Origin of the sequence: Streptomyces sp. NPDC017936 (assembly GCF_044328485.1) — a bacterium.
Taxonomy (GTDB): Bacteria; Actinomycetota; Actinomycetes; order Streptomycetales; family Streptomycetaceae; genus Streptomyces.
The window spans coordinates 210,574-224,894 of record NZ_JBIRHK010000002.1 but is presented as its reverse complement, the minus strand read 5'-3'; the positions used below and the strand labels follow the sequence as shown (position 1 = coordinate 224,894).

General features: G+C 73.7%; 8 protein-coding genes. 2 read left to right on the top strand and 6 right to left on the bottom strand.

Going from position 1 to position 14,321, the window contains the following annotated elements:
* Positions 1–112 precede the first annotated feature (112 nt).
* Positions 113–1,525, bottom strand: coding sequence for a dihydrolipoyl dehydrogenase (gene lpdA / locus ACH4F6_RS04560; RefSeq protein WP_397958394.1), 1,413 nt, complete (start codon positions 1,523–1,525; stop codon positions 113–115).
* A 95-nt stretch (positions 1,526–1,620) separates the two neighbouring features.
* On the opposite strand from lpdA, the gene ACH4F6_RS04555 reads away from it, so the two are divergent.
* Complete coding sequence (locus ACH4F6_RS04555; RefSeq protein WP_397958393.1) at positions 1,621–1,950, top strand: DUF6980 family protein; 330 nt, start codon at positions 1,621–1,623, stop codon at positions 1,948–1,950.
* Between the two features lie 55 nt (positions 1,951–2,005).
* Here ACH4F6_RS04555 and ACH4F6_RS04550 read toward each other — a convergent pair whose 3' ends face one another.
* Together ACH4F6_RS04550 and ACH4F6_RS04545 are read right to left on the bottom strand one after the other, a co-directional pair.
* Positions 2,006–5,914, bottom strand: coding sequence for a glycoside hydrolase family 2 TIM barrel-domain containing protein (locus ACH4F6_RS04550; protein WP_397958392.1), 3,909 nt, complete (start codon positions 5,912–5,914; stop codon positions 2,006–2,008).
* A gap of 170 nt (positions 5,915–6,084) precedes the next feature.
* On the bottom strand, positions 6,085–10,242 hold the full coding sequence (locus ACH4F6_RS04545; RefSeq protein WP_397958781.1) for a molybdopterin-dependent oxidoreductase: 4,158 nt from the start codon (positions 10,240–10,242) through the stop codon (positions 6,085–6,087).
* 542 nt (positions 10,243–10,784) lie between these two features.
* Here ACH4F6_RS04545 and ACH4F6_RS04540 point away from each other — a divergent pair.
* Positions 10,785–11,210 (top strand): DUF2267 domain-containing protein, encoded by a 426-nt coding sequence (locus ACH4F6_RS04540; RefSeq protein WP_397958391.1) that lies wholly within the window; start codon positions 10,785–10,787, stop codon positions 11,208–11,210.
* A gap of 19 nt (positions 11,211–11,229) precedes the next feature.
* Here the strand turns inward: ACH4F6_RS04540 and ACH4F6_RS04535 are convergent, their stop codons facing one another.
* The 3 genes from ACH4F6_RS04535 to ACH4F6_RS04525 all read right to left on the bottom strand — a co-directional run bounded on the left by ACH4F6_RS04535 (position 11,230) and on the right by ACH4F6_RS04525 (position 14,205).
* On the bottom strand, positions 11,230–11,739 hold the full coding sequence (locus tag ACH4F6_RS04535; RefSeq protein ID WP_397958390.1) for an O-acetyl-ADP-ribose deacetylase: 510 nt from the start codon (positions 11,737–11,739) through the stop codon (positions 11,230–11,232).
* A 47-nt stretch (positions 11,740–11,786) separates the two neighbouring features.
* On the bottom strand, positions 11,787–13,199 hold the full coding sequence (locus tag ACH4F6_RS04530; protein ID WP_397958780.1) for a phytoene desaturase family protein: 1,413 nt from the start codon (positions 13,197–13,199) through the stop codon (positions 11,787–11,789).
* 163 nt (positions 13,200–13,362) lie between these two features.
* Positions 13,363–14,205, bottom strand: a complete 843-nt coding sequence (locus ACH4F6_RS04525) for an inositol monophosphatase family protein (RefSeq protein ID WP_397958389.1) — start codon at positions 14,203–14,205, stop codon at positions 13,363–13,365.
* Between the last annotated feature and the right edge of the window lie 116 nt (positions 14,206–14,321).

Genomic DNA, 14,321 nt, shown 5'->3' with positions numbered 1-14,321 from the left:
CGGGCGTCCCTTTCGTCGGGCTCCTCCGCGGAGCTCCGTTGCAGGACATCCCGGGCGCGGCGCGCGGGCGAGCGCGGCGGGGCCGTTCGGGTGAGCGGCCCGCCGCGCGGGCTCACATGTTGATCATGTGGCCGGCGAGTCCGTGGACGGCCTCCTTGACGGCCTCGCCCAGGGTCGGGTGGGCGTGGACGTTGCGGGCGACCTCGTGGACCGTGAGGTCCCACTGCTGGGCCAGCGTGAGTTCGGGCAGGAGTTCCGTGACGTCGGGGCCGATGAGGTGACCGCCGATGAGCTCGCCGTACCGGGCGTCGCTGATCAGCTTGACGAAGCCCGTGGTGTCGCCGAGGCCGTGCGACTTGCCGTTGGCGGTGAACGGGAACTTCGCGACCTTCACGTCGTGGCCGAGCTCGCGGGCCTGGGCCTCGGTGTAGCCGAAGCTGGCGATCTGGGGCTGGCAGTAGGTGGCCCGGGGGATCATCGCGTAGTCCAGTTCCATGGTCTCCGCGTCGGCGATCGTCTCGGCGGCGATCACGCCCATCGCCTCGGCGGCGTGCGCGAGCATCAGCTTCGCCGTCACGTCCCCGATGGCGAAGAGGTGCGGGACGGACGTGCGGCAGCGGCCGTCGACGTCGATCGCGCCGCGTTCGGTGACGCGCACGCCGGTGTTCTCCAGGCCGTAGCCGGTGACGTTCGGGGCGAAGCCGATGGCCTGGAGGACCTTGTCGGTCTCCAGGACCTTCTGGGAGCCGTCCTTCGCGGTGACGGTGACGCGGACCTGGGGTCCGGACTCGTCGATGGCGTCGACCCGGGTGGAGGTGAGCACGTCGATGCCCAGCTTGCGGTACTGCTTGGCGAGTTCGGCGGACACCTCGGCGTCCTCCAGGGGGGCGACGCGGTCCAGGAACTCGACGACGGTGACCTTCACGCCGTAGTTGTGCAGGACGTAGGCGAACTCGATGCCGATGGCGCCGGCGCCCGCGATGACGACGGACCGCGGGAGGTCCTCGGCGAGGATCTGCTCCTCGTAGGTGACCACGCGGGAGGTGCGGCGGGTGCCGGGCAGCAGCTTGGGGGTGGCTCCGGTGGCGATGACGCAGTGGTCGAAGCCGATGGTGCGGGTGGTGCCCTCGTAGTCGGTCACCTGGAGGGTGTGCGGGTCGAGGAAGGTGCCGCGGCCGTCGAACTCGGTGATCTTGTTCTTCTTCATCAGGTAGTGGACGCCCTTGACGCGGCCGTCCGCGACCTTGCGGCTGCGGCGGAACGCCTCGCCGTAGTCGAAGGAGACCTGTCCGTCGACCTTGATGCCGAAGGTCTTCGCCTCGCGGGTGACGATGTGTGCGAGTTCGGCGTTGCGCAGGAGGGCCTTGGTGGGGATGCAGCCCACGTTGAGGCAGACGCCGCCCCAGTACTTCTCCTCGACGACGGCGACGCGTTTGCCCAGCTGGGCGGCGCGCACCGCGGCGACGTAGCCGCCGGGGCCCGCGCCGAGGACCACGACGTCGAAGCGTTCGTCCTGCTCGACCATGGGGGTTTTCCTCTTCCGTTCCGTGGGTGCGTGAGGTGCGGGGTCGCGCTGGTGATGCGTCTTCGATTGTTCCGTGCGGCGGGGAGAATGGGCGAATGATCGAACACTGTTGTCCGGAGATGACCCGACGGGTGGCGTGGACCTGCGACGCGCACGCGGACGCCTTCTCCTGCCCGGACGCGCTCGTGCGGTTCACCCCGCGGTTCCGGGAGTACGGGCTGATCGTCCACGACGGGGGCCGCTCGTGCGTCGGCATCGGCTTCTGTCCGTGGTGCGGCGCGCGGCTGCCGGAGTCGCAGCGGGACCGGTGGTTCGACGAGCTGGAGGCGCGCGGGATCGATCCGTGGGAGGACGAGGTGCCCGCGGAGTTCGAGGACGACCGGTGGTGGCGGCGGCAGTCGGCGGGCACGGCCCGGGAACCGTGACCGTGCCCGCCGCGGGCGGTGGGACCGGTGACCGCGAGGACACCGGTCCCCGGTGTCACCGCGGGGCCGCCGTCGGCCGGCGCGAGAGCTCCGTCGCGCGCTCGACGGAGGGGAGCGGCCGCAGCCGGTAGGTGTAGGCGTAGTCGCGGTCGGCGAACAGCTTGTACTCGTCGTGGGTGTGCGCGCCCCAGCTGTTGTCGCCGCCGACGCCCATCTGCCGGTGGCTCAGCCGCAGGACGACCTCCCGGCGCGGGGTGAGCTGGTAGTCGTGGCGGACGCCTGCGGACAGGTCCTCGGGCGTGAAGTGCGAGGCGTTGACCTCCAGCAGCGGTTCGCCGGAGACGAGCAGTCCGGTGCCGTCGCGGCCGGTGAGGGCGGCCCAGCGGACGTCGGTCCTGTTGCCGTTCTCCTGCGGGCGCAGGTAGGGGGTCCCCTGCCCGGTGACGGTGCCGGAGTACAGGCCCACGTCGGTGGCGTCGTTGCGGTCCCAGTGGTTCTCCTCGGGGCCGCGACCGTAGTAGTGCAGGTGTTCGAGGCGGGCGGGCAGGAACAGGATGCTGCCCACCTCCGGGATGTACGGCAGGCTCGCGGCGCCCGGGTGCAGCGTGTGGTCGACCTTGATCTCGGCGTTCCCGAACACGGTGTAGGTGGTCGTGTACGTCGACCGCACGGTCGTCGGGAGCGTGCCGGTGACCGTGATCTCGACGGCCCGGTCGCCCAGGGCGCGCACGCCCACGCCGGTCACGGTGCGCCGGGCGCCGGCGTCGCGCCAGGTCTGGTTGCGGGTGTGCTGCCCGTTGCCCCGGTCGTTGTCGGTGGGCGCCCGCCAGAAGTTCGGGGCCGGCCCGGAGGAGATCAGCGAGGCGCCGCCGGCCCGGTACGAGGTGATGACGCCGGACGCCTTGTCGACGGTGACGGAGAAGTCCCGGCCCGTGACGGTGACCGCGTCGTCGCCGTCCTCGTGGCGCAGCGGGGGGACGCCGGCCGGCGGCGCCGGTGTGACGGCGGGGCTGCCGGCGGCGACGGCGAGCTGCTGCTTGGCCACCTCGAAGCCCGCCTTCGCCCACTTCGTGGGCTCCCGGGTGGTGAAGGACAGGTGCAGGAAGTACTCCGCGCCCGGCGCCGGGTCGTCCGGCAGCCGGAAGGGCACGGTGACGTCCTTGCTCGACAGCGGGGCCACGTCCAGCTGGGCGCGGCTCAGCTTTCCGCGCTGCACCGTCCTCCCGTCGCACACGAGTTCCCAGCGGGCGTCGAACGCGCGGAGGCCGGTGAAGAGGTACTCGTTGGTGAGGGTGACCGCCCCGCCGGGCGCCAGCGTGCCGCCGGAGGCCGGTGCGGCGCCGACGGCCTGGTAGATCTGCTTGACCTCGGCGGACTTGCCGGTGGGCCGGCGGTCGGCGGTGACGATGCCGTCCCCGGAGAAGGCCCCGTCGTTGGGGTTGTCGGCCCAGTCGCCGCCGTAGGCGTGGAACGTCTTCTCGCGGGGCCGTTCCTCGGTGACATCGACGGTGGCGGCGTCGAACCAGAACCGTACGCCGTCGCCGTCGGGGCCGCGGCCGGCGTCGGCCAGTTCGGCGGCGGTCAGCGCGCGGGCGTAGACGCGGGCCCGCCGGACGGTGCCGCTGAACTCCCGGGTCGGGTTGTCGACGTCGGTGGCCAGGGACAGGGACGCGGTGTTGACGGCGGGGCGCCGGGTGGTGGTCCGGGTGGCCCGCACCGAGCCGTCGACGTGGAGCGTCAGGGTGCCGGCCACCGCGTCGAAGACGCCCGCCACATGGTGTTCGGCGCCGGTCCAGTCGTCGGGCAGGGCCCAGCTCGCGGTGATCCACTGGCCGCCGTCGTGGAGGAAGAACTCCAGGGTCCTGTTCGTCTGCTTCAGGGCGTACTGGGTGTCGCCCTTGGCGAGGATCGGCTGGTGGTAGCCGGTCACGTGCGGGGTGATCCAGGCTTCCAGGGTGAGCGACCCGGTGAGGTCGAGGCCCGGGTCGCGGGCGAAGACGGTTCCGCCGCGGACGCCCCGGTCGCGGTCGAAGGCGCCGCCGGGGGCGAGGATCTCGCCGCGCAGCGCGGCGGGGCCGGCCTCGGTGAACAGCCTGCGCGCCGGGGTGGGCCAGGAGAGGGCCTGGTCGGCGAAGTCCCAGATCCAGCCGCCCTGGAGCACGGGGTGGCGGCGGACGAGGTCCCAGTACTTCTTGAAGTTGCCGTTGGAGTTCCCCATCCCGTGGGAGTACTCGATCATCACGTACGGGCGGGTGTCGCTCGTGTCCTTCGCCCGCGCCTCGACGCGGGCGGGGGTGTCGTACATCTCGGAGCGGATGTCGCTGATCCCGGGGCGGTCGTCGCCCTCGTACTGGATGACACGGGTGGTGTCGTAGGAGCGGATCCAGTCGTGCATGGCGGTGAACGTGCTGCCGCCGCCCGCCTCGTTGCCGAGGGACCAGATGACGACCGAGGCGTGGTTCTTGTCGCGGTGGACCATGTTCTGGGCGCGGGCCACGCACGCCCTCGTCCACTCGGCGTGGTCGCCGGGGTACTCGGCGCGGATGCCGTGGGTCTCGAGGTTGGTCTCGCCCACGAGGTACAGGCCGTACTCGTCGGCGAGTTCCAGCCACAGCGGGTTGTTGGGGTAGTGCGAGGTGCGGACGCTGTTGATGTTCAGCCGTTTGATGAGCTCGATGTCCTCGACCATGTCCGCGCGGGTGAGGGCGGAGCCGTGGACGGGGTGCATCTCGTGCCGGTTGACGCCCCGGAAGGAGACCGGCTTGCCGTTGATGCGCATCAGGCCGTCCTCGAGCGCGAACTCGCGCAGGCCGACCCGGTGGGACAGGGTCTCGATCACCGTGCCCGCGGGGTCGCGCAGGCGCAGCACGGCGGTGTAGAGGTACGGGTGTTCGGCCGACCACAGGCGCGGTGCGGGCACCGCCCTCGCCGCCCGCACGGTCGTCTCGTCGCCGGAGCCGAGCACGACGGTTCGGGCCAGCGGCCGGGACCACACGGGGTGGCCGTGCGCGTCGTACAGCTGGGTCTCGACGGAGTACCGGCCGCCGCCCTGTCCGCCGTAGTCCCGCACGCTCGCGGTGACCGCCAGCTCGGCCGCCCGGTGGTCGTCGCTCAGCGGGGTGTCCAGCCGGAAGTCGCGCAGGTGCACGGCGGGCGTGGAGAAGAGGTAGACCGAGCGGAAGATGCCGCTCAGCCGGATCATGTCCTGGTCCTCCAGCCAGTCCCCGTCGGAGTAGCGGTAGACCTCCACCGCGATCTGGTTGGCGCCCGGCCGCAGGTGCGGGGTGATGTCGTACTCGGCGGGGTCGTAGGAGTCCTCGTGGTAGCCGACCAGCTCCCCGTTGATCCACACGTAGTGGGCCGACTTGACCCCCTCGAAGTGCAGGAACGTCCGCCGTCCGGCCCAGTCGCGCGGGACCGTGAAGGTGCGGCGGTACTGGCCCACGGGGTTGTAGCGGGTGGGGGCGAGCGGCGGCTGCGCCTCCTCGCCGAGGCCGTTGGGGCCCCACCACGGATAGGTGATGTTGAGGTAGATCGGGCGGTCGTAACCGTGCAGCTGCCAGGCGGAGGGGACGGGGACGGTGTCCCAGTCGCCGTCGTCGAGGTCGGTGCGGTGGAAGTCGGCGTCCCGGTCGTCGGGGCGGTCGGCGTACGCGAACTTCCAGGTGCCGTCCAGGCTCAGCCGGTACGGGGAGCGGGTGCGGTCGGCGGCGAGCGCCTGGGCGACCGTCGCGTACGGCATGAGGGTGGTGTGCGGGGGTTCGGTGCCGAGGCGGAAGACGTCGATGCGGCCGTTCCACTCGGGGGTGCCGTCGGCCGCGGCGGCCCGGTGGGGGGTGAGGGGACCCGAGAGGGCGAGCGCGCCGAGGACGGCGGCCGATCCTTCGAGGAGACGACGACGGCTGACGACCGCGCGCTGGGGGCGGTCCGGCCGGTCCATGGACGACACGTGCGGGTGCGACATGACCATGACCTTCCTCGGGGCGTCCCGTGCGGCTGCGCGGGACGCAGGGTGCGTCAGATCTTGTCGGATAGTGTTGATAAACCGAACAGGGGCGCGCCGCGTTGGCCGGATTTCAACTCACTTCGGCGCAACGCCACTTGGATCGCTCGGGGGGCCGCCCGTCCGTCGCGTCAGTACACGTCCCGCACGTACCGCTTGTCCGAGGCGAGCTGCTTCACGTACGCGGCGGCCTCCTCCTCCGCGAGGCCGCCGTGGACGACGGCGATGTCCCGCAGCGCCCGGTCGACGTCCTTGGCCATCCGGGAGGCGTCGCCGCAGACGTAGAAGTGGGCGCCGTCGCGGAGCCAGGACCACAGCTGGGAGCCGTGCTCGCGCATCCGGTCCTGCACGTAGACCTTGGCCCGCTGGTCCCGGGAGAAGGCGGTGTCCAGACGGGCCAGGGTGCCGTCGGCCCGCAGCGCGGTCAGCTCCTCCTCGTAGTAGAAGTCCGTCGCCCGGTGCTGCTCGCCGAAGAACAGCCAGTTCGGCGCCCGGTGGCCGCGGGCCCGCCGTTCCTCCAGGAAGCCGACGAACGGCGCCACTCCGGTGCCGGGCCCCACCATCACCATCGGGGTCGCCGGGTCGGCGGGCGGGCGGAAGTGCGGGGAGCGCTGCACGTGCACCGGGACCCCGGTGTCCGGCTCGGCGTCGGCGAGGAACGGGGAGCAGACGCCCTGGCGGGGGCGGCCGGCCAGGTTCTCGTAGCGCACCACGGAGACGGTGAGCGAGACGAGGTGGGGGTCGGTGAGCGGGCTGGACGAGATCGAGTACAGCCGCGGCTGGAGGCGTCCCAGCGCCTGCGCCCACTCCTGCGCGTCGGCCCGGACGCCGAACTCGGCGGTCACGTCGACGGCCTGGCGGCCCCAGGACCACTTCGCCAGCTCGCCCTTGTTGTCGGGGCGCAGTAGTTTGCGCAGCTCGCGCGGGTCACGGGTGCGGTCGGCGGTGAAGCGCAGCAGGGCGGGCGTGATCCGGGTGATGTCGAGGTGGCGCAGCAGGGCCTCGCCGAAGGGGACCTCCCCGACGCCGTTCACCCGTACGGGGGCCCGCGCGTCCAGGCCGGTGACGGCCAGCCACTCGGCCACCAGGTCCGGGGAGTTGAGCGGGCGCACGCCGAGGGCGTCGCCGGCCTCGTAGACGAGCGGGGTCCCGCTGTCGCGGGTGTCGAAGGTGAAGCGGCGCACCTCCTTGCCCGACCCCGGCCGGCTCAGCAGCCGGTTGCCGACGAGGCGGGCGGTGACGGGGGCGGGACGCCTGGACCGGGCCGGGGCGGGCGGGGCGGTCACGGACGCCGGGCCCGCGGACGGCGGCCGTACGGCGCCGGGGCGGGCGTCGCCGCCGGTGCGCGCGGCCGCGCCGGACTCGCCTGCGGTCCCCTCGGTCCCCTCGGTTCCTTCGGTCTCCTCCGTCCTCCCCGTCTCCTCCGTCTCCTTGAGGGCGATGAGGACCTGTTCCAGCCAGGCCTGCGCCTGGGGCTCGTAGTCCGGCTCGCAGTCCGTGCGCGGCGCGAGCCGGACGGCGCCCAGCTCGTCCATGCGGTCGTCCAGCCGGCGTCCGTGCCCGCAGAAGTCGTCGTAGGAGGAGTCCCCGAAGGCGAGGACGGCGTAGCGCCGGCCCTCCAGCCCGCCGAAGCCGGGGGCGGTCAGGCCGGCCCAGAAGCCGGCGCCGTTGTCGGGGGCGTCGCCGTCGCCGAACGTGCTGGTGATCAGCAGCAGGTCGGCGCCGGCCGGCAGGGCGGCGGGGTCGGCCTCGTCCATGGCGACGAGACTGGCGGTGTGGCCGCCCGCACCGAGGCGTGCGGCGGCGGCGGTGGCGAACTCCTCGGCGTTGCCGGTCTGCGAGGCCCACAGGACGACGACCCGGCGGCCCTCGGGCCGCCGGGCGGATGCGGCGGCGGTGGCGGTGGCGGTGGCGGTGCGGGAGTACATGCCGGCCAGGGTGCCGTTGACCCACAGGGCGTGCTCGGGGCTGAAGGGGGCGTCGGGCGGCAGGACCGGGACGCCGGGCGCGCCGGCCGGGACGCCGGCGAGGAAGCCGACCAGGTACCGGCGTTCGCGCTCGGTCAGCACCGGCGGCGGGGCGGGCTCCAGGCCGAAGACGGACGCGGCACGGGGGTGGACGGCGGTGGGGACGAGCGCCGTCTCCGGGGTCCGTGCGGCGGGGGCGCCGGCGGCCCGCGCCCGGTCGGCCGGCGCCTGCACGCTCACCGGTGTCGCCGTCTTCGTCAGCGACACCGCGCACACCTTCAGCTCGGGCTGGAAGGAGAGCGGGTCGACGGCGTCGCTGGTCACCGCGTTCACGCTGAGGTACTCGCCGAACAGGTCGTTCCAGTGGAACGGCGCGAAGCAGGATCCGGGCAGGACGCGGTCGGTGACGACGGCGGGCAGCACGGCCCGGCCGCGCCGGGAGGCGACCTCGACGCTGTCGCCGTCGGCGAGGCCGAGGGCGGCCGCGTCCTCGGGGTGCACCTCGACGAACGGGCCGGGATCCAGCTTGTTGAGCCGGTCCACCCGGGCGGTCTTGGTCAGGGTGTGCCACTGGTGCTGCAGACGGCCGGTGTTGAGGACGAACGGGTAGTCGTCGTCCGGCATCTCGGCCGGCTCCAGGTGCGGGCGGGGGTGGAAGACGGCGCGGCCGCCGGGAGTGGGGAAGGTGAGGGCGCCGTCCGGGCCGACGTAGCGGACGGGGTTGCGGTCGGCGCCGTCGGCGGTGGCGGCGGGCCACTGGACGGGGGTGGCGCGCAGCCGGTCGTAGGTCACTCCGCGCAGGTCGTAGCCGGTCTGCGGATTGTGGAAGCGCTTGATCTCCTCGAAGACCTGCTCCGCGCTGTCGTAGGAGAAGGCGTCCTCGTAGCCCATCGCGCGGGCGACGTCGGCGATCAGGCGCCAGTCGGCGGTGGCCTCGCCGGGCGGGTCGGCGGCGGGCCGGGCCAGGGTGAGGGTGCGCTCGCTGTTGATCAGGACGCCCTCGGTCTCGGTCCACAGGGCGGCGGGCAGGACGACGTCGGCGTACGCGTTGGTCTCGGTGTCGGCGAACACGTCCTGGGTGACGACGAACTCGGCGGCCTCCAGGCCCTCGATGACGGTCCGGCGGTTGGCGACGGAGGCGACCGGGTTGGTGCAGATGATCCAGCACGCCTTGATCTCGCCGTCGGCCATCTTCCGGAACATCTCCACCGTGCCCCCGCCGATGCCGTCGGCGCGCAGGGTGCCGGGCGCGAGGCCCCACACCCCCTCGGTGAACGCGCGGTCGGCGTCGACGAGGACGGACCGCTGGCCGGGCAGGCCGGGGCCCATGTAGCCCATCTCGCGGCCGCCCATGGCGTTGGGCTGCCCGGTGAGGGAGAACGGGCCGCTGCCCGGGCGGCAGATCTTGCCGGTCGCGAGGTGGAGGTTGACCAGGGCGTTCGTGTTCCAGGTGCCGTGCGTGGACTGGTTGAGGCCCATGGTCCAGCAGCTGGTCCACTCCCCCGCCTCGCCGATCAGCCGGGCTGCCTCGCGCAGGTCGGCCTCGGGGACGCCGGTGATCCCGGCGACGGCGGCCGGCGGGTAGTCGGCGAGGAAGGCGGGCATCGCCTCCCAGCCCTCGGTGTGCGCGGCGACGAAGTCGGGGTCGGTGTGGCCGTTCTCGTGCAGGAGGTGCAGCAGGCCGTTCAGCAGGGCGAGGTCCGTACCCGCCCGGACCTGGAGGAACAGGTCGGCCTTCGCGGCCGTGGCGGTGCGCCGCGGGTCGACGACGATCAGTTTCGCGCCCGCTTTCACCCGCTCCATCATGCGCAGGAAGAGGATCGGGTGGCAGTCGGCCATGTTGGAGCCGATGACGAGGAAGACGTCGGCCTCGTCCAGGTCGTCGTAGGAACCGGGCGGGCCGTCGGCGCCGAGGGACAGCTTGTAGCCGGTTCCCGCGCTCGCCATGCACAGCCGGGAGTTCGACTCGATCCGGTTGGTGCGCAGATAGCCCTTGGCCAGCTTGTTCGCCAGGTACTGCGCTTCGAGGCTCATCTGGCCGGAGACGTAGAGGGCGACCGCGTCGGGGCCGTGCTCGTCGACGATCGTGCGCAGCCGCCGTGCCGTCTCGGCGACCGCCGCGGCCACGGGGGCGGGCTCGGGCTCCTCGCCGCGGTCCGGGCGGACCAGCGCGGTGGTCAGCCGGCCGGGCGCGGCGAGCATGTCGGCGGTGGTGGCGCCCTTGGTGCACAGCCGGCCCCGGTTGGCGGGGTGCTCCTTGTCGCCGGACGCCTTCAGGACCGTGCGACGGCCGTCCGGTCCGCGGCCGACGTCGAGGACCATGCCGCAGCCGACACCGCAGTACGAGCAGACCGTGCGCACCTTCGCAGCGCTGTCGGTCCGCGGGTCCGGCACGGCCACGGGCGCCCCCTTCTCTGACGATTCTCCGACGATCGGCCTGGTGAGAGCCTCTGCGACGGTACGAACCGAGCATTACGCGGGTGTCTCCCGGACCGGCCGCCGGGGGTTAAGCCCGGCGCACAGCGCACGGCGCGCGGGTGTGAGCGCGGTCGCCGCACGGGTGAGGGGGTCCGGTCGCCGTGCGGGAGCGGCCGCGGATCCTGCCGACCCGCTGGTCCGGCCTCCCGGACGGGGAGGCGGCCGCCGGTGACGTGCCGGCGCCGCGCCGGGTGCGGGACGTGCTCCGGCGGGCCCTCGAGCCGTGCGACGGCCGGCGGCCCGACGGCTGACGGCGGCCCGGCGGACGGCACGGCCCGGCGGCCCCTGGCGGCCCGGCGGACGGCACGGATCCGCGTGCGGTGGCCCTCGCGTGTGACGGGCGGCGCGCGGGGTTACCCGGCCGGTGGGGGAAAGGAGGCACGGCCATGCGGCATGACGAAATGATCGGCAAGGTGCAGTCCCTCGCTCACCTCCCGGACCGCGGGTCGGCCGAGCGCGCGACCCGGTCGGTGCTGCAGACCCTGGCGGAACGGCTGCCGACCGGGCTGGCCGACCACCTGGCCGCGCAGCTCCCCCACGATCTGGCGGCGTACATCCACGAGACGACCTCCGCCGCCGTCACGGACGGACGGTCGAGCGGTGCGGGCGAACCGTTCGACCTGACGGTCTTCGCCGGCCGGGTCGCCGTCCGGGCCGGAACGACGGAGGACACGGCGCTGCGGTACTCCGCCGCGGTCCTGGAGGTCCTCGACGCCGCCGTCTCCCCGGAGGAGACGCTGAAGCTGGTCCACGCCCTGCCCGCCGACATCCGCGAACTCCTGCCCGCGGCGCGCGCCGACGAGTCGGCCTGAGCGGAACGGCGGGGCGCCGTCAGCCGAGATGCGCGGCGAACGCCTCGTACGCCCGCTCGTCGAAGAGGACGAACCTGGTCTCCGCCACCGCCGTCGGGGTCTGCCGTACCGTCTCGATCGCGATGCGGGCCGCGTCGTCCATCGGCCAGCCGTAGACGCCGGCGGAGACGGCGGGGAAGGCGACGGTGCGGGCGCCGAGTCCGTCGGCGACGCGCAGGGACTCGCGGTAGCAGGAGGCCAGCAGGTCCGACCGGTCCTCGGTGGCGCTGTACACCGGACCGACGGTGTGGATCACCCAGCGGGCGTCCAGCGCGCCGGCGGTGGTGGCGACCGCCTGTCCGGTGGGCAGGCCCCGCCCGTAGCGCGAGGCGCGCAGCTCGCGGCACTCCGCGAGGATCGCGGGGCCGCCGCGGCGGTGGATGGCGCCGTCGACGCCCCCGCCGCCGAGCAGCGAGGAGTTGGCGGCGTTGACGACGGCGTCCACCGACTGGTGGGTGATGTCGCCCCGGACGAGGGTGATGGTGGTCATGGCGGCTGCCTTCCTGTCGTCGGTCGCCGGGGCCGCGGCCCCGGGGGTCACGCCGCCTGCCGCAGCCTCCGCCAGACGGCCTTCGCGGCGTTGTGACCGGACATGCCGTGGACGCCCGGGCCCGGCGGGGTGGCCGAGGAGCAGATGAAGACGGCCGGGTGCGGGGTGGAGTAGGGGAAGAGGGAGAGCCGGGGGCGCAGCAGGAGCTGGAGACCGGAGGCGGCGCCGGTGCCGATGTCGCCGCCGACGTAGTTGGCGTTGCGGGCGGCGAGTTCGGCGGGGCCGGCGATCGCGCGGGCGAGGACGCGGTCGCGGAAGCCGGGCGCGAAGCGCTCCAGTTGGCGTTCCATGACGTCCGTGAGGTCGCCGGTCCAGCCGTTGGGCACGTGGGCGTACGCCCAGAAGACCTGCTTGCCGGCCGGGGCGCGGCCGGGGTCGACGATGCCCGGCTGGGCCGTGATCATGAAGGGCCGTTCGGGTGCGCGGCCCCCGCGGGAGGCGGCGTGCAGGGCCGCGCCGATCTCCGTGCTGTCGGCACCGATCTGGACGGTGGTGGCGACGCGCGCCTCCTCGGCGGTCCAGGGCACCGGTCCGTCGAGCGCGTAGTCGATCTTGAAGACGCCGGCGCCGTACCGGTAGCGGTCGTAGAAGCGGCCGAGGCCGGCGATGCGGGCGAGGGCGGTGGGCGAGGTGTCGAAGACGTAGGCGCGGGCCGGGGGCAGGTCGTCGAGGCGCTTGACCTCGTAGTCGGTGTGGAGGGCGCCGCCGAGGTCCGTCAGGTAGGCGGCCAGGGCGTCCGAGACGGCCTGCGAGCCGCCGCGGGCCACCGGCCAGCCGCGGGCGTGCGCGGCGAGGGCGAAGACCAGGCCTATGGCCCCGGTGGCGAAGCCGCCCAGCGGCGACATGACGTGGGCGACGAGGCCGGCGAAGAGGGTCTTGGCCCGTTCGTCGCGGAAGCGGCGGGTCAGCCAGGTGGACGGGGGCAGGCCGACGAGGCCGAAGCGGGCCAGCGTCACCGGGTCGCGGGGCAGCGCGGTCAGCGGCAGGGACATGAAGTCCCGGGCCAGCACGTCCCACTTGTGCAGGAACGGCTCGACGAGCCTGCGGTACGCGCCCGCGTCACGGGGTCCGAACGAGGCGGCCGTCTCGCCGACCGAACGGGACAGCACGGCGGCGCTGCCGTCCGGGAAGGGGTGCGCCATGGCCAGCTCGGAGTGCAGCCACTCCAACCCGTAGCGCTCCAGGGGCAGGGCGCGGAAGGCGGGGGAATTGACGCCCAGGGGGTGCACGGCGGAACAGGGGTCGTGACGGAAGCCCGGCAGGGTGAGCTCCTCGGTGCGGGCGCCCCCGCCCACGGTGTCCCGCGCCTCGAAGAGGGCCACGGAGAAGCCGCGCCGGGCCAGCTCCACGGCAGCGGTCAGGCCGTTGGGCCCCGCTCCCACCACGACCACGTCAAGCATCGGCACTTCGGACCCCTTCGTCAGCCGGTGGCCTCCGGGATCAGGATATGCCGGGGGTCCGACAGCGCCTGCGGCACGGGGGCCCCGGGATCGAGGTCCGAAGCCCCCCGGCCGGGGTCCGGATCACCGGACCGTCGGGGTCCGGATCACCGGACCGTCGGGGTCATGTCCCCGACAGCAGTGCCACCACCCGCCGTGCCGTCGCCGCGTCCCGGGCCGCGGTGAACGGCAGGCTGTTGCCGCCCGCCGTGCGGAACGGTTCGCCGGTGACGGTGAGGTGGGCGCCGCCCGCCTCCTCGACCAGCAGCAGGCCCGCCGCGTGGTCCCAGGCCGCTTCCCAGTTGAAGGCCGTGGCGTCCAACTCGCCCCGGGCGACGGCCAGGTACTCCAGGCCGGCCGAGCCGCACGGGCGCGGTGCGACGCCGTCCGTCCACAGGCCGAGCAGGGCCCGCTTCTGCTCGTCGGTGGTGTAGTCGGGGTGGGAGGTGGCCACCGTCAGGTCGCGGCCCGCCTCCGGGGGGCCGGCGAACAGCCGCTCGCCGTCCAGGAAGGCGCCCGACCCGCGCACGGCCGTGGCGAACTGGTCGCGGGCCGGGGCGTGGATCCAGGACGCCAGCACGACGCCGTGCCGGGCCAGCGCCACCAGGGTGCAGAAGCCGTCCTCGCCGTGCACGAACTGCCGGGTCCCGTCGACCGGGTCGACGATCCAGACGGGGGCGTCGCCCCGCAGCGCCTCGTACGTCACCGGATCGGCGTGCACCGCCTCCTCGCCGACGACGACCGAGCCGGGCAGCAGGGCGGGGAGCGCCTCGGTGAGGTACAGCTCCGCGTTGCGGTCGGCGTCCGTCACCAGGTCGTGGGGGCCGCTCTTCTGGTCGACCTCGTGCGCGCCGAGCTGCCGGAAGCGCGGCATGATCTCGGTCGCGGCGGCCTTGCGCACCGCCTCCTCCACGTCGGACGCGTGCCGGGCGAGAAACTCGTCGATGGTTTCCGTGTAGTCGATCATGCCTCCATGAGAGCACGTCCCTGTGACGATCCCCGATCCGCCGGTGCGTCCCGGGTGGAATCACCGTGAACAACGGGCGCCGGCGCCGTCCCGGCCGCAGGGCACGGGGCCCGGGG